This window comes from Salinivibrio sp. VYel1 (assembly GCF_009377945.1).
Taxonomy (GTDB): domain Bacteria; phylum Pseudomonadota; class Gammaproteobacteria; order Enterobacterales; family Vibrionaceae; genus Salinivibrio; species Salinivibrio siamensis.
Map to the genome: position 1 here is coordinate 74154 of NZ_RSAM01000015.1, position 16602 is coordinate 90755.

At 50.7% G+C, this 16602-nt stretch carries 12 protein-coding genes, 4 tRNA genes and 1 rRNA gene; 6 read left to right on the plus strand and 11 right to left on the minus strand.

Annotated elements, in window-relative coordinates; translation table 11 throughout:
- Positions 1–2: 2 nt before the first annotated feature.
- The 7 genes from EHW58_RS13690 to EHW58_RS16050 all read right to left on the minus strand — a co-directional run bounded on the left by EHW58_RS13690 (position 3) and on the right by EHW58_RS16050 (position 5942).
- The gene (locus EHW58_RS13690; RefSeq protein ID WP_046074479.1) at positions 3–980 is read right to left on the minus strand and encodes an ABC transporter permease; all 978 of its coding nucleotides are present in this window, start codon (positions 978–980) and stop codon (positions 3–5) included.
- A gap of 60 nt (positions 981–1040) precedes the next feature.
- The gene (locus EHW58_RS13695) at positions 1041–2594 is read right to left on the minus strand and encodes an ABC transporter substrate-binding protein (protein WP_046074480.1); all 1554 of its coding nucleotides are present in this window, start codon (positions 2592–2594) and stop codon (positions 1041–1043) included.
- Between the two features lie 88 nt (positions 2595–2682).
- Entirely contained in the window at positions 2683–4401 is a 1719-nt protein-coding gene (locus EHW58_RS13700; RefSeq protein ID WP_046074481.1) for an ABC transporter ATP-binding protein, read from the minus strand.
- Positions 4402–5158: 757 nt separating this feature from the next.
- Positions 5159–5235 (minus strand) — tRNA-Pro (locus EHW58_RS13705).
- 25 nt (positions 5236–5260) lie between these two features.
- Positions 5261–5336, minus strand: a tRNA-His gene (locus EHW58_RS13710).
- A 35-nt stretch (positions 5337–5371) separates the two neighbouring features.
- Positions 5372–5448, minus strand: a tRNA-Arg gene (locus EHW58_RS13715).
- 404 nt (positions 5449–5852) lie between these two features.
- A complete protein-coding gene (locus tag EHW58_RS16050) occupies positions 5853–5942 on the minus strand; it encodes a hypothetical protein (protein ID WP_369795697.1) in 90 nt (29 codons plus the stop codon).
- On the opposite strand from EHW58_RS16050, the gene EHW58_RS15930 reads away from it, so the two are divergent.
- A complete protein-coding gene (locus tag EHW58_RS15930) occupies positions 5913–6206 on the plus strand; it encodes a cytochrome c5 family protein (RefSeq protein ID WP_369795698.1) in 294 nt (97 codons plus the stop codon). The two genes, EHW58_RS16050 and EHW58_RS15930, sit on opposite strands and share 30 nt — an antisense overlap.
- A gap of 44 nt (positions 6207–6250) precedes the next feature.
- On the opposite strand, the gene rep is transcribed toward EHW58_RS15930, so the two are convergent.
- The gene (gene rep / locus EHW58_RS13725) at positions 6251–8272 is read right to left on the minus strand and encodes a DNA helicase Rep (RefSeq protein ID WP_046074483.1); all 2022 of its coding nucleotides are present in this window, start codon (positions 8270–8272) and stop codon (positions 6251–6253) included.
- 167 nt (positions 8273–8439) lie between these two features.
- Between rep and EHW58_RS13730 the strand changes: the two genes are divergently transcribed.
- From EHW58_RS13730 to EHW58_RS13745, 4 genes are all read left to right on the plus strand, one after another.
- Positions 8440–9000, plus strand: coding sequence for a TetR/AcrR family transcriptional regulator (locus tag EHW58_RS13730; RefSeq protein ID WP_227486555.1), 561 nt, complete (start codon positions 8440–8442; stop codon positions 8998–9000).
- Positions 9001–9021: 21 nt separating this feature from the next.
- Entirely contained in the window at positions 9022–10128 is a 1107-nt protein-coding gene (locus tag EHW58_RS13735; protein ID WP_046074485.1) for an efflux RND transporter periplasmic adaptor subunit, read from the plus strand.
- Positions 10129–10140: 12 nt separating this feature from the next.
- Entirely contained in the window at positions 10141–13233 is a 3093-nt protein-coding gene (locus EHW58_RS13740; RefSeq protein WP_046074486.1) for a multidrug efflux RND transporter permease subunit, read from the plus strand.
- A gap of 93 nt (positions 13234–13326) precedes the next feature.
- Entirely contained in the window at positions 13327–13593 is a 267-nt protein-coding gene (locus EHW58_RS13745; protein ID WP_077579525.1) for an accessory factor UbiK family protein, read from the plus strand.
- Positions 13594–13666: 73 nt separating this feature from the next.
- On the opposite strand, the gene ilvC is transcribed toward EHW58_RS13745, so the two are convergent.
- A complete protein-coding gene (gene ilvC / locus EHW58_RS13750; protein WP_152797038.1) occupies positions 13667–15151 on the minus strand; it encodes a ketol-acid reductoisomerase in 1485 nt (494 codons plus the stop codon).
- 132 nt (positions 15152–15283) lie between these two features.
- On the opposite strand from ilvC, the gene ilvY reads away from it, so the two are divergent.
- On the plus strand, positions 15284–16147 hold the full coding sequence (gene ilvY, locus EHW58_RS13755) for an HTH-type transcriptional activator IlvY (RefSeq protein WP_069590338.1): 864 nt from the start codon (positions 15284–15286) through the stop codon (positions 16145–16147).
- Positions 16148–16344: 197 nt separating this feature from the next.
- Here the strand turns inward: ilvY and EHW58_RS13760 are convergent.
- Together EHW58_RS13760 and rrf are read right to left on the minus strand one after the other, a co-directional pair.
- Positions 16345–16421 (minus strand) — tRNA-Asp (locus EHW58_RS13760).
- 59 nt (positions 16422–16480) lie between these two features.
- Positions 16481–16596: ribosomal RNA gene (gene rrf / locus EHW58_RS13765) — 5S ribosomal RNA — on the minus strand.
- Between the last annotated feature and the right edge of the window lie 6 nt (positions 16597–16602).

Sequence of the window (16602 nt, forward strand, 5' to 3'; positions counted from 1 at the left end):
GCTTACGCCTCCTTGCCGGTTAAGTTAACCGTTGGGTTAATCAAGCCATACAGCAGATCGACAATGGTGTTGGTCACCACAAAAATCAGCCCGACGAAAATCACGTAAGCGGTAATCAACGGTGTATCTACACGGTTAATCGCTTCAAGGAACAAAAAGCCCGTCCCCGGCCACTGAAAGACGGTCTCGGTCAAAATGGTATACGCAATCATGGTACCGATTTGCACACCACCAACCGTTACCACCGGCAGCATGGTGTTCTTCAGCGCATGCTGATAATAAACCTTGTTTTCGGGCAACCCTTTAGCACGTGCAAATTTCACATACTCGGTTCCCAAGGCTTCCAGCATTTCAGAGCGCACCAAGCGAATGAACAAAGGTAGCATGATGGATGCCAGCGACACGGAGGGCAGCACCAAATGCGCTAAGCCATCCAGGGTGAAAAAGCCGGACTCCCAGCCAAGCCAATTGGCCGTTTCTCCACGCCCATAAGAAGGCAGCCAGCCCAACTCAATCGAGAAGACATACATGAGCATAATCGCGGTCAAGAAGACAGGTATCGAGATACCCACGATACTAAAGCCCATGATTATCTTGGTGAGCATGCTATTGGGGTGAATCGCCGAGTACACCCCGAGTGGTATCGACACCACGACAATGATCAGTGCCGCCCCCGCCACGAGTTCTAGCGTTGCCACCAATTTATCTAAAATGACGTCCACGACTGGACGCTTAAAGAAATAAGAATTGCCTAAATCCCCTTGTAGGGCCTTGCCTACAAAGCGGGTATATTTGGTTAAGAAGGGATCGTTAAGCCCCATTTCATCACGCAGCGCATCACGCTCCGCTTCTGATACTGATTGCCCCACCAGCTCCCGCAAGGGGTCGCCGAGGTTGTCTTGGATAGCAAACGCCACCAGACTGATGACAAACATCACAATCAGTGCCTGTACCAGACGTTTGACTAAAAACGTTACCATGTGTGCCTCTAAGCGATTGGATAATCAGGGCCCCAGCGGTTGGGGCCCTGTTTTAGTCCATTACTCGACCACTAGATCGCCGAAGTAAGGGAAGTTCATACCGTTAACGATCGGCTCGATGTTAACGTTATTTTTGGCTGCCCATGATGGATCTTGCCAGTGCAGAGGTAAGAAGGCCGCTTCGTCATACAGGATCTTCTCGACCTTTTGCAGCATCGCACTACGCTTTTCCAGATCCGTTTCTGAGTTGGCTTCCATCACCAGCTTATCCACTTCGCTGTTCGAGTAGTGGCCACAGTTATACTGACCCTTACCGGTGTCCGCATCACGTGTCATGGTGAGGAACTCGGTGAAGTTGGCAGAATCTTCTGTATCTGGGTGCCAACCGATCATCTGCATGCCCGCTTCGCACTTATCAAACTCAGGCCAGTACTGCGCTTTTGGCATGGTTTGCAAGTCAACCTTGATACCAATTTTCGCCATCATTGCCGCCACCGCTTGAGCGATTTTTTCATCGTTCACGTAACGGTTGTTAGGGGCAATCATGGTGATTGAGAAACCATCTGGGTAACCGGCCTCTTCCATCAGTTTTTTCGCTTTCGCCAGGTCATAACGTGGCTCGAGATCAGGATTATAGCCTGCATACCCGACTGGGCTTTGCTGGCTCGCGGGCGTGGCCGCCCCTTTCATGATCTTCTGCGCGATACCTTCGTTGTTGACCGCATAAGCCACCGCTTGGCGAACACGTGGATCTTTAAACTCATCCACCACACTCTGGTTCATTTGGAAGGTGATGACCCGCGTCCCTGGCATGGTCACCAATTGCAGCTCGTCGGCACGTTCGATACGGCGATAGTCGTTAGGAGAAACAGGCGCAATCATGTCGACATCACCAGACAGCAGCGCCGCGACGCGGGTGGCATCTTCTTTGATCGGACGCAGCGTGATGTTATCCACATTGCCTTCGCTGTCTTTGTCCCAGTAATTCTCATTACGGTCAAACTCGACAACCACGCCTTGTTCACGTTCGTCAACCACATACGGCCCGGTGCCTGACAGGTGTGTCGACGCATAGGTTGAGCCATTTTTCTTCAGCTCAGATTTATCACGGCCGTCTTCTGTCTCACCACTGTAGAACTTGCTGTCCATCGGGAACACGTAGGTCATGACGTTTTCTACCAGCGGGTAGGTACCGTCCGTCACCACATCCACCGTGTGCTCGTCGACTTTTTTGATATCAACGATTGGGGTGAAAATCCCTTTAAAGTCGGGGGATGATTTCAAACGATCAAAGGTCCACACCACATCGTCGGCAGTAAACGCGTTTCCGGAATGGAACGTCACGCCTTCGCGAAGATTGAAACGCACGGTTTCATTATCGATACGCTCCCAAGACGTGGCGAGGCGAGGCTCAAAGTCCATCTCTTGGGTAAAGCGGACCAAGGGGTCGAAGACCATGTGTGATAGCTGTAGCGTACCACCGGAAAGCTGCTCATGAGGGTCCAGAGAAACCGGATCCGCATCATACGCGACGGTGATATCTGCAGCCGCGGCACTAACGCTCAGGCCGGCGGCCATAAGCGCCACGGCAATCTTGCTCTTCATTGTTTTCATTGCATAGCTCCTTTATGCGTAGGGGTTGCCCCCTGCTGTGTTTGCATCATGGATGAGGTGCGGCGCAATGCCGCGTCGACATAGCGTGCTATGCCGGTTGCAAACCTTCCGTGCTCATTCCCTTAAACTCTGGCATCAATGAGATAAGCTGACGGCTATATTCGTGTTGTGGGTTAGTAAACAGTTGCTCTGTCGGTGCCACTTCTAACAGCTGGCCTTTGCGCATCACACCAATGCGGTCACACATTTGGCGAATCACCGGCAAATCGTGACTGATAAACAACATGGTGAGATTGAGCTCGTCCTGCAGATCTTTGAGCAGGTTCAAAATTTGCGCCTGTACTGACACATCCAACGCGGATGTCGGCTCATCGCAAATCAGTAAACGCGGACGCGTCGCCAATGCGCGAGCAATCGAAATACGCTGGCGTTGCCCCCCAGAGAACTCGTGCGGATATTTAATCCCTGCGCCGCGACCCAGGCCAACGTGATCAAGCAAGTCGCCGACGATTTGGCGGATTTGAGACTCGCTTTCGGCCAAACGGTGAAAACGAATGGGCTCAGCGATAATGTCGTAAATCTTCATCCGTGGGTTCATGGATGAATACGGGTTTTGAAACACCATTTGCATTTGGCGACGGATAGGACGTCGGGCGCGTTCGTTTTTAATCGCGGTCAGATCGATATCTTCAAAAATGATTTGCCCCGTGTTGGGCGGATAAAGCCCGGTGATCGCGCGCGCAATGGTCGACTTTCCTGAGCCCGACTCACCGACAAGACCAAAGGTTTCCCCCTCAACCACGTCAAAGCTGACATGATCAGAGGCTTGGACGTATTCGCGGCGGCTCGCAAAGAGAGAATCCTTAGTAATAAAGCGCAAGGACACATCTTTCACCTGCAGTAGCGGACCGCTATAAGCGCGCTGATCTTGGCTTTGCCCCAGCCAGTGATTCTTGACATCAAGCTCAAGGGTCTCACCGGCTTCCTCGATATAATTGACCAGCGGAAAGCGGTCCAGCTTGATATCAGAGCGTGGCACCGCTGAAATGAGACTTTGCGTGTAAGGATGCTGAGGCTCACCTAACACTTGCTGGGTGGTGCCCAGCTCCACCAAATCACCACGATACATCACCGCGACACGGTCGGTCACATTGGCGACCACGCCCATATCATGGGTGACCAGCATACAGCCAACATTTTTCTTTTGGCATAAGTCGCGGATGAGGTTAAGGATTTGATCTTGGATGGACACATCCAACGCCGTGGTCGGCTCATCGGCAATGATGAGATCCGGCTCCCCGGCCAGCGCAACCGCAATCACCACGCGCTGACGCATCCCGCCGGAAAACTGATGGGGGTATTGTTTGATGCGCAGCTCTGGCTCAGGGATCCCCACCTGCTCCATTAAATTAAGCGCGCGCTGATAGGCCTGTTGCTGCGTCACATTCAAGTTGGTCAAAATGGTTTCGGTAAGCTGCTGCTCGACCGTAAACAGCGGATTCAGGGAGGTCATCGGGTCTTGAAAGATAAACCCAATTTTATCACCGCGCACTTTGCGCATTTCGTTGGGGGTTAGCCCGGAGATTTTTTTACCGTCCAGATACACATCGCCACTGGCAATGCGACCCGGCGGACTGAGCAAATCAATCACGGCATTACCCACCGTTGACTTGCCCGCCCCAGACTCACCCACCACGCCAACAATCTCACCGCGCTCAATCGTTAATGACAATGACGTCACGGCGGCGTGAACGCCATGGCGAGACGGGTACTCTATTCGTAGATTATTTACTTCTAGCAGTGACATTTTTCATCCTTGATATCGTCTTAGGTGACGATCGACTTCCTTACCAAAACAAGGTGATATGATCTTGCCTCGGAGAGATGCGGATTTAATCTGGCAAACATTTCACAAAAAATCAACATCACAGCAGAAAATGCCATAATGACACAGTCGGCTCGAATATTCATTCACTTGGCTACGATTGTGTACCCAAGCGTCAAACAAAAAATACACTTCATATCATAAAGATATAAGGTATTACGCTTTCCCCTGTTTTAAAGCAAATCGCGCATAGAATAAAGCAAAGTTATTTAACAGCGTGTAAACAATGACAGCGATAAGCACCAAAAAAAACGCATTTGTCGAGTTAATTGATTACTTAATAAATGAAAGGCAGTTTTTTGAACCACACAATGATAGGTATAGCAGTCACATCAAAAGGTGTGGTTTTTATTGCTGATTGGTGACTTTTTATCTATCAGAATCTTGATAGAGTTCTAATTTCTGCATTTTATCCTCTCTCAACGTCGCCACGTAGAGAAAAGAATCACCAACACGTACTCGCAAATCGATATAAAGCAGTCCCATAACAGGGAAGCTTGAAGGGGGGAAGACATGTTCATAGGGGCCAAACGAAAAAAACCAGCCATTAGGCTAGGGTTTGTAATAGTGGTCGGTGAAGAGGGATTCGATGGGGCGGCTTCCGGCCCCCGACCCTCGATCTCCAACGAACAGGCATAAACAAAAAAAACCCCAGCCGTTAGGCTAGGGTTTGTAATAGTGGTCGGTGAAGAGGGATTCGAACCCCCGACCCTCTGGTCCCAAACCAGATGCGCTACCAAACTGCGCTATTCACCGACATATTCGCTGTTAGCGAAAATAATGGGGTGGCTGACGGGACTTGAACCCGCGACAACTGGAATCACAATCCAGGGCTCTACCAACTGAGCTACAGCCACCACTGATTTTTTGCCAATTTCCTTTATCCCCGGAATGGCGCGCCCGACAGGATTTGAACCTGTGACCTTTGGCTTCGGAGGCCAACACTCTATCCAACTGAGCTACGGGCGCTTGCCCCGTTGGCGGTGACGAATATTACGGATATCACCACCAGCCGTCTAGCACTTTTTTTAATTTTTTTACTGACTGGTCTCTTTTTCAACAAATTGCGTAGAAATCGTCAGTAAGGTCTCTACTATAACGGTTTAACGTAACAATCTAAAGCGCTATAATCACCTAATCTTTACACGGAGTTAACCCAGCAACGTTGGCAAATCCGTTAAGACGAGACTGACAGGCCGCAACCGAATCACCCTTGATTGATTCACCCCCTTAGGTTGGCGGCAAATAAGATAAAAAAGGCGTTAAGCCACCAGTAATGTGGGAGTGTCATTGTGAGCGCAAAGGGAAAAAGTCTAGGTCAAATTATGGTTGCCACCGTGGCGGCCCTGTTATTTGCTTCTGCTGCGCAAGCGCTAGAAGTGTCTGAGCAAGAAAAAGCCGCTATTGCTGAACGCATTGCCCCGGTTGGTGATGTGTATATTGACGGCGAAGCGCCAACGCAAACCGCCGCCGCAGAGCCGAGTGGCCCACGCAGCGGCGAGCAGGTCTACAACACCTACTGCACCGCGTGTCACGGCACAGGCGCAGCCGGCGCGCCCAAAACAGGCGATGCCGCCGCTTGGGGGCCACGTGTCGATAAAGGCATGGAAACGCTGACCACGCACGCTATCAACGGCTTTAATGCGATGCCTGCCAAAGGGACGTGTATGGATTGCTCGGATGATGAAATTGTGGCGGCCATCGAGCACATGCTCGACGCACTTTAATACCGCCGCGCAGCCAGTGTGACAATAACGCCGCCCTTGCGGCGTTATTTGTTTTTATCCAGCATGGCTTTTAGGTTGGCGATCGCGGCTTGCCCTTTCTCCATCCGCTCTTCTTGTGAAACAGGCTTTCTTTGCGACTCCCACTCCACATCGTCAAAAGGAAGCTCTTCCAGGAAGCGGCTTTGCTGAGGTTTAATCACTTCACCAAATTGACGCCGTTCTCGACACACTACAAAGGTCAGCGCCTTTTGCGCACGAGTCAGTCCGACATAAGCCAAACGCCGCTCTTCATCGATATTGTCTTCATCAATGCTCGACTGATGCGGCAATAAACCTTCTTCCATGCCAATCAGGTAGACATAAGGAAATTCGAGCCCTTTGGAGGCATGCAAGGTCATCAACTGGACTTGGTCTGCGTCATCATCGTCTTCCCCCCGCTCCATCATGTCACGTAGTGTAAGGCGCTGAACCACCTCTCTTAAGCTGCGTTCGACCTGATCGGGGTTATCACCTTCTAAGTCGGCGACAATCCAACTATAAAGCTGTGAGACGTTTTTCATCCGCATTTCAGCCACTTTAGGGCTTGAAGACGTTTCGTACAGCCACTCTTCGTAGTGAATGTCACGCAAAAGCGCCCTCACCGCCGCCACGGTATCGCCTCGCTCGGCTTGATCGGATAATTCTACCACCCAGCGGGTAAACGCTTGTAGCGACGCCAAACCACGTCCCGATAAATGTTGACTTAGCCCGAGCTCGAAGCTTGCCGCAAACAAGCTCTTTCCGCGTTGGTTGGCATAACTGCCGAGTTTCTCTAACGTCACAGGGCCAATCTCACGTCGTGGCGTGTTAACGACTCGCAAGAACGCGTTGTCATCATCGGGGTTCGTGAGCAGGCGCAGATAGGCCATGATATCTTTGATTTCTGCACGTGAGAAAAACGACGTCCCACCCGAGATCTTGTAAGGAATGCGGTTTTGCATCAGCGCTTTTTCGATTAAACGCGATTGGTGGTTTCCGCGATAAAGGATGGCGTAATCTTTGTATTGGGTACGTCCGAGAAAACGATGGCCTATCAGCTCGCCGACCACGCGCTCCGCCTCATGTTCTTCATTATTGGCCGTCAATACTTTGAGCATGTCGCCATCAGGTAAAGCAGAAAATAAGGTCTTTTCGAATACATGGGGATTATTGGCAATCAAGATGTTGGCCGCGCGGAGGATGCGACTGGTTGAGCGGTAATTTTGCTCCAACTTCACCACGTGCAAACGCGGAAAGTCTTGCTGAAGATACACCAGATTTTTCGGCTGAGCCCCTCGCCACGAGTAAATTGACTGATCGTCATCCCCGACCACCGTGAAACGTGCACGCTCACCCACTAGCAGCTTCACTAACTGATATTGGCTGGTGTTGGTATCTTGATACTCATCGACCAATAAATAACGAATGCGCGCTTGCCACCGCTCGCGTACGGCTTGGTTTTGGCTAAGTAGCGCGACCGGCATCAAAATGAGATCATCAAAATCCAGCGCGTTATACGCACGCATTTGTTTTTGGTAGCGCGCGTAACAGGCGGCAAACAGTTGATCACGCTCGCCTTGCGCCTGAGCCAGTGCTTCATCCGGCCCCAACATGGCATTTTTCCAGTTGGAAATGGTATGCACTAACTGACGGAGCAAATCTTTATCGTTATCCAACTCTTGTTCGGTCAGGGCTTTTAACAAAGCTAATTGGTCTTGATCATCAAACAGCGAAAAGCCTGCCTTGAGCCCCAAGGTTTTATATTCTCGCCGAATGATATTGAGGCCCAAGGTATGAAAGGTCGACACCATCAAACCACGCGACTCTTGCTTTCCTAAACTTTGTGCTACCCGCTCTTTCATCTCGCGTGCCGCTTTGTTGGTAAAGGTTACCGCAGCGATATGGCGCGCTTTATAGCCACATTGCTGAACCAAATAGGCAATTTTATGGGTAATGACACGTGTTTTTCCCGAGCCGGCCCCTGCCAAGACCAAGCAAGGTCCAGAGATATGTCGTACGGCATCGGATTGCGCGGGGTTAAGTTTCATGGTGACAACACCTCATCAGTGGCTGAATGAGCATTGTAGAGCGAATCCAACTGATGTCTATCTCACCGCAGCAGAGTGCATTTTGCTTGCTACACTTTATGCTTGTCATCTGCGCGAAAAACGCTCTAAAATGAATGAACGTTCATTCATTGCTTGGTGCATTATCTATGGACAAACGTACGCAAATCTTTGCCGCGACCGAGCAATTAATCGCGACGGTCGGGCTCGATAAAGTCTCAATGCAACAAGTGGCGACACAAGCACACGTCGCTGCAGGGACCATTTATCGCTATTTCAAAGACAAGGATGATTTGCTTCGCCAACTGTCTTCACACCTGATGATGCAGTGTGCGACCAATATCCAGCAAGGGGTCAAGGATGAACCAACACTCAAACGTCAGTTTGAACGCTTATGGCGCAATACTTGGACTATGATGCTACAACGCGATCATCTGCTATTGTCTCGAGACCAGTTTGATGCGCTGCCACGGGACGACCAGTTACACGCTCAGCGGGAGCGAGATGCCTTCTCCGACCTTTATCAAGTCTTTCAAGAAGGTAAGCAACAAGGCGTGCTCAAGCCCCTTGATGATGAGGTGTTAATCACCTTGGGACTCGAACCCGCTTTTTGTTTAGCTCGCAAACAGGTTCGGGGTGTTATAACCCTGGACAGTCATGCTATCGCAGATGCGATCCACGCTTGCTGGGATGCAATTTCTCTTCACTAACGACGTTCGGAGCTTACTTCGATGAAAAAATGGTTTTTCTTTATGGTTATCCTCGCACTGCTGCTGTTTGGCAGTGTGATTGGCTTTAACCTGTTCAAGCAGCAAAAGATTGCAGAGTATATGGCAAACATGCCAGAGCCCACCCACCCAGTCACCGCGGTGACGGTTGAGGCTGAGCCTTGGACACCAACGCTTGACGCCATTGGTTTTGTTGAGCCTAACCAAGGGATCACCTTAACCACCCAAATTGCCGGTGTCGTCGATGTGATTAATTTTGAGTCTGGCCAAACCGTTGAGCGTGGGCAAAACCTGGTCGAGCTCGACTCGAGCGTTGAAAAAGCCAATTTAGCCAGCACCCAAGCTCGCCTACCGGCGGCGGAAGCCAAGTTTAAACGCTACCAAGGACTGTTTGCTAAAGGCTCTATTTCTAAAGAAGCGCTGGATGAAGCCGAGGCCAATTATCGTTCGCTACAAGCTGACATTAACGCACTGAAAGCCACCATTGCCCGTCGTAATATCCAAGCACCCTTCGATGGTGTGATTGGCCTGCGTGATGTTTTCTTAGGTGAATACTTGCAGCCAGGTACGGATATTGCTCGCCTCGAGGATACCTCGGTGATGAAGCTGCGCTTTACCGTGCCACAAACAGATATTTCTAAAATCCGTCTGAGCCAGCCGTTGCGCATTACTGTCGATGCGTATCCTGAAAAGGAATTCATCGGCTCTATCAGTGCCATTGAGCCTGCGGTCAACAGCCAGAGTGGTCTTATCAAGGTGGAAGCGAACATCCCGAATAACGATGGTCAGTTGCGCTCAGGGATGTTTGCCCGTGCCGATATCGTTCTACCTACCATTGAAGAGCAAATCGTGATTGATCAAACCGCGATTAATTTCACCTTGTACGGGGAAAGTGTGTACGTGATCCGCGAAGAAGAAGGGGAAAAACGCGCGTTCCAACAAGTGCTCAAAGTCGGTGAACGTCGTGGCCATCAAGCACGCATTATCGAAGGTCTGCAACCTGGCGATCAGGTCGTCACCTCCGGCCAAGTGCGATTAAGCAATGGCTCCAAAGTGAAAATCGTCGAAAACGACGCTCTCACACCACCAGAACAATTACCTCAATTGTAAGACGAGGATGTGATGCGCTTTACTGATATTTTTATCCGGCGCCCCGTGCTAGCCGCGTCAATCAGTATTCTGATTGCGCTGCTCGGCCTGCAATCTTTATTTAAGATGCAAGTCAGGGAATACCCGGAGATGACCAATACCGTGGTCACCATCACAACCAGCTATTATGGCGCCAGCGCCGACTTGATTCAGGGCTTCATTACGACGCCACTCGAACAAGCCGTGGCCCAAGCTGATAATATTGACTTTATGACCTCAGAGTCGGTGCTTGGTTCTTCGACCATTACGGTCAATATGAAGCTTAATACCGACCCTAATGCCGCCTTGGCCGATATTCTCGCCAAGGTAAACTCGGTGCGTGCTCAGCTCCCCGCTGAAGCCGAAGATCCGTCAGTATCGATGTCGACCGGTTCGACCACCGCGGTGATGTATGTTGGTTTTACCTCACCCGAGCTCGACTCCAGTCAGATCACCGACTACCTCGAACGCGTGGTCAAACCTCAGCTGTTTACCGTGGATGGCGTTTCCAAAATCGACCTTTACGGCGGGGTGAAGTATGGCCTTCGCGTGTGGCTCGATCCGGAGAAAATGGCGGCATTTAAGCTGGCGGCCACCGACGTGATGTCCGTGCTTGATGCCAACAACTACCAGTCGGCCACCGGTCAGGCGATTGGTACCTTTATGATCTATAACGGCAGTGCCGATACCCAGGTCTCCACCCCTGAAGAGCTGAGTAACTTGGTGGTGGATACCCAAGATGGTCGTGTCGTACGCCTCGGAGACATCGCTAAGGTCTCACTCGAGAAAAGCCATGATCGGGTACGTGCACTGGCCAATGGCTCTGAGGCGGTTGTCGCCGCGATCAATGCCACCCCGTCGGCTAACCCCATAAATATTGCCGCTGACGTCATGGATATGTTGCCGGAAGTTGAGCGCAACATGCCAAGCAATATCGAGATGAATGTGCTGTATGACTCATCTAATGCAATCAATGAGTCCATCAATGAGGTGATCAAAACCATCATTGAAGCGGCACTGATCGTGTTGGTGGTGATCACCCTGTTCTTGGGCTCATTCCGAGCGGTAATTATCCCTATTATCACCATTCCGCTATCCCTGATTGGTGTGGCGCTGGTGATGGAAATGATTGGCTTCTCACTGAACTTGATGACCCTGCTGGCGATGGTGCTGGCTATCGGCTTGGTGGTCGACGATGCGATCGTGGTATTGGAAAACATCGACCGCCATATCAAGCTGGGAGAGTCCCCTTTCCGCGCGGCCATTATTGGTACACGGGAAATTGCCGTGCCGGTTATCTCCATGACACTGACATTGGCGGCGGTGTATGCCCCCATCGCCATGATGGGCGGGATCACCGGCTCGCTGTTTAAAGAGTTTGCGTTAACGCTTGCTGGGGCTGTGTTTGTCTCCGGGATTGTCGCATTAACACTCTCACCGGTAATGTGTTCGACCATGCTGAAAGCCAACGCCAAGCCAAGTCGCTTTGAGCTTGCCGTTCATCGCTTCTTGGATGGAATGACCGACAAGTATGCTCATCTTCTTAGTAAGGTGATGCAACGCCGTCCTGTGGTGGTATCTTTTGCGGTCATCGTCTTTGCCTCTTTACCCGTGCTATTTAATTTTATCCCCAGTGAACTCGCACCATCGGAAGATAAAGGCGTGGTAGTCATGATGGGGACGGCGCCCTCGACGGCTAACCTGGATTACATCCAAAACAGCATGGCGGAAGTGAACCAAAAGCTCGACGAGCAACCAGAAGTGGCCTTTTCTCAGGTCTTTTCTGGGGTGCCGAAGTCGAATCAAGCGTTTGGTATCGCCTCACTGGTGCCTTGGAGTGAGCGGGAAGCCAGTCAGTCCGAAGTGGTAAAACGCATGGCTGACGAAGTGAAAGACATTCCGGGTATGAAGGTCACCACCTTTGAAATGCCAGAACTGCCCGGTGCCTCCTCCGGCTTGCCGATCCAATTTGTGGTGACGACCCCGAATAATTTCGAAAGTCTCTATCAAGTGACCGCCGAAATTATGTCCGAGGTACAATCTAGTCCGAACTTCGTCTATTCGGAGCTGAACCTTAACTTTGATTCGGCCACCATGAATATCAGCATTGATAAAGACAAAGCTGGCTCATATGGCGTGACGATGCGTGATATTGGCGCCACCATTGGCACCATGATGGCGGATGGCTACGTCAACCGTATCGACTTTGATGGCCGCTCATATGAGGTGATCCCGCAAGTGGAGCGTAAATATCGCCTCAACCCTGAGTCCATTGAGAGCTACTATGTTCGTGCGGCCAACGGCGATTCCATTCCGCTGGGCTCGCTGATTGACATTGAAGTCACCGCGGAGCCTCGCTCACTCCCGCACTTTAATCAGCTAAACGCTGCGACCATCAGTGCGGTATCTGCGCCCGGTGTCACCATGGGTACCGCGGTGGATTGGTTCGAAAGCAAGGCAGCAGAATTGCCTAAAGGCTATCAGCACGATTACCTCGGTGAGTCTCGCCAATACGTGACAGAAGGCAGCGCGCTGTATGCCACCTTCTTGTTTGCCTTAGCGATCATTTATCTGGTACTGGCGATTCAGTTTGAATCCTTGCTCGACCCACTGGTGATCTTGGTCTCTGTGCCACTTGCGATTTGTGGTGCCTTAATTGCACTCGCGTGGGGGCTGTCATCAATGAACATCTACTCACAAGTCGGGTTGATAACCTTGATAGGTCTGATTACCAAACACGGTATTCTGATCTGTGAGGTGGCTAAAGAGCAGCAACTGCATCATCAAGCCAGCCGAATGGACGCGGTAAAAGAAGCGGCCAAAATTCGTCTGCGTCCGATCTTAATGACCACTGCCGCGATGATTGCAGGCCTCATCCCACTAATGTTCGCCACCGGCGCAGGCGCCGAGCAACGCTTTAGCATCGGGATTGTGATCGTAGCGGGTCTCGCTATCGGTACGTTATTCACGCTATTCGTTCTGCCAGTGATTTACACCTACCTGGCCAGCAAGCACAAACCACTGCCTGTGTTTGTCGAAGACGATGAACTTGATAAGCTCGATGAAGACTATCGCGCATCACACTAACCCAAAGGGCCTTCGGGCCCTTTTCTTTTATCATCCTTTCGACAAGCTGTGCGTATTTACATAGAATAAAGACAGTTAATAAAGGAGTATTCCATGTTTGACCCCAAAAAACTTGAGCAAATGGCCAAGCAAATTCACGACGCCATGCCTCAGCCTGTTAAAGAGTTAGGCACGGATATGGAAAGCCGTGTGCGCCAAGCCATCCAAGGCCAACTGACTAAGCTGGATGTAGTAAGCCGTGAGGAGTTTGATGTACAAACCCAGGTGTTACTGCGCACCCGTCAAAAGCTCACCGAACTCGAAGCCAAGCTGGATGCCATGGAAACAAAAGTGGGTCAATCGACAGATAACCAAGAATAACCCACGCAGATATAAAAAAGCCTGACCCTCAGGCCAGGCTTCTCTTCCGCGTTATCTCAAACGATCCGCGTTTTTATTTGTCGAGCGCAATTTGTTTCATATCAGTCATATAGCCGCGCAATTCCTCGCCGATAAACTCAATCGGGTGATTACGGATACGATCATTGACCTCGATTAAGGTGGCGTTGTCGACCTGATTAGAGGCTTCTCCGAGTCCTTTACCAATCACATCAGCCCCCACTGTTGGCATAAAGTGTTCGCGCAGCAGCGGTGTCGCGACGTTTGCAAATAAGTAGTTGCCGTACTCAGCCGTATCGGAAATGACCACGTTCATTTCATAAAGACGCTTACGCGCGATGGTGTTGGCAATCAAAGGCAATTCATGCAATGACTCGTAATACGCTGACTCTTCGATAATGCCGGATGACACCATAACTTCAAAAGCAAGCTCGACCCCTGCACGCACCATAGCAACCATCAAAATACCGTTATCAAAGAACTCTTGCTCACTGATGCTTACATCCGACTCGGGATAGTTTTCAAACGCGGTCTGTGCCGTTTCTTCACGCCATGTGAACAAGTCTTTATCGCCGTTTTCCCAATCGGCCATCATGGTCGCGGAGAAATGGCCAGAAATGATGTCATCCATATGTTTGTTATATAGAGGACGCATCAGTTCTTTAAGCGACTCCGACAGTTCAAAGGCTTTGATTTTCGCTGGGTTGGACAAGCGATCCATCATGTGGGTGATGCCCCCGAACTTCAGCGCTTCCGTAATGGTTTCCCAGCCGTACTGAATAAGCTTACCCGCATAACCTGGCTCAACGCCCTCTGCGATCATTTTCTCATAGCAAACGACCGAGCCTGCCTGCAGCATGCCACACAGGATAGTTTGCTCTCCCATCAGATCGGATTTCACTTCTGCCACGAATGAAGAGGCAAGTACGCCAGCACGGTGGCCACCGGTTGCAGCTGCCCACGCTTTCGCAATCTCAAAGCCTTCACCTTTAGGATCATTTTCTGGATGGACAGCGATCAGCGTCGGCACACCAAAGCCGCGTTTATATTCTTCACGCACCTCGGTACCCGGACACTTAGGCGCCACCATAACCACAGTAATGTCTTCACGGATACGCTGACCGACTTCGACAATATTAAAACCATGTGAGTAACCGAGCGCGGCGCCCTCTTTCATCAGTGGCATCACGGTTTCGACGACGTTGGAGTGCTGTTTATCTGGTGTAAGGTTGATCACCAAGTCTGCCTGTGGAATCAAATCTTGGTAGCTACCCACTTCAAATCCATTCTCAGCCGCATTCTGATAAGAAGGGCGCTTTTCATCAATGGCAGCCTGTCGCAGTGCATAAGCCACATCAAGACCCGAGTCGCGCATGTTTAAGCCTTGGTTGAGCCCTTGCGCACCACAGCCGACAATCACCACTTTTTTACCTTTGAGAAATTCGGCCTCGGTGGCAAATTCGTCACGATCCATAAACCGGCATACGCCTAATTGTTCCAATTGTTGACGCAAATTCAGGGTATTAAAGTAGTTCGCCATGGGGTGCTCCATTGATTCAAATCCGTGATTGGGTGTGTTTTCACCGCGTTTTTTTGATACTACCCTAACCACTATATTGCCTAAAGTGATATATTCACAATATAACATTGCAATTAAAGCAACAATAAAATCATGAATGCAAAGCAACTCACGGGCTTCCTCCATCTCTGTGACACCAAAAGCTACACCCGGGCCGCACAAGCGATGCACGTCAGCCCCTCAGCCTTGAGCCGAATCATCCAACGTCTTGAAGAAGATATAGGTCAGCCGCTGTTTATTCGCACCAATAAAGCGGTCGATCTCACCCCAGCAGGTAAAACGCTGCTTCCCGTCGCACGCGATATTCTTCAGCTTTGGCACACGACTAAAGCCAGTATCAATGAACATGCCTCTTTGCTCGGCGGTAAGCTCACGCTCTTTTGTTCGGTCACTGCAAGCTATAGCCATTTACCTGAGCTCCTCGCGCGGTTTCGTCAACAATACCCAAATATCGAGCTACAGCTTCTGACTGGCGATCCCGCCCAAGCAGAAGAGAAGGTGCAAGACAATAGCGCCGACATTGCCATTGCTGCTAAACCCAAACGCTTGTCATCCAGCTTGGTGTTTCAACCGATTGATACAGTCAGTTTGTCGGTTATCGCACCGGCAATGGCCAGCAGTGGCATTGACCTACAAGCCATTGACTGGCAGCACACACCATTAATCTTGCCCGAAGCAGGGACAGCGCGCGAACTCGCTGATCAATGGTTGACCAGTAAAGGTATCGAGCCAAACGTCTACGCACAAATAGCAGGCCATGAGGCGATTGTCAGTATGGTGGCATTGGGCTGTGGTATTGGTGTCGCGCCCGATGTAGTGATTGATAACAGCCCAGTAAAAGACAAGGTTGAGCGATTACGCCAAGAAATTGTACAACCTCTCGAACTGGGCCTTTGTTGTAAAGCTTCCCGCGCAAAAGAGCCTTTACTCAACGCCCTACTCGATGTCATGCGATAAACACAAAAAGCCCTAACACAATGATGCTGGGGCTTAAACGCAAAAAACCCCAGCTTTTCAGCTAGGGTTTCTAAATAGTGGCGGAGGGCCGGGGTTGCGGACAACGGGCAGGCCATCCTGCGGGACTCATTCGCCCGCAGGGCGAACCTGGCCAATAACAAAAAAACCCCAGCTTCTCAGCTAGGGTTTCTAAGTAGTGGCGGAGTGGACGGGACTCGAACCCGCGACCCCCGGCGTGACAGGCCGGTATTCTAACCAACTGAACTACCACTCCGCACCAATGCTGTATGACTAAAGACTTATATCTCTTGGCTTTAATCAATTGTAATCAAAGCCTGGCGATGTCCTACTCTCACATGGGGAGACCCCACACTACCATCGGCGCTGCTTCGTTTCACTACTGAGTTCGGCATGGAGTCAGGTGGGTCCAAAGCGCTATGGTCGCCAAGCAAAAT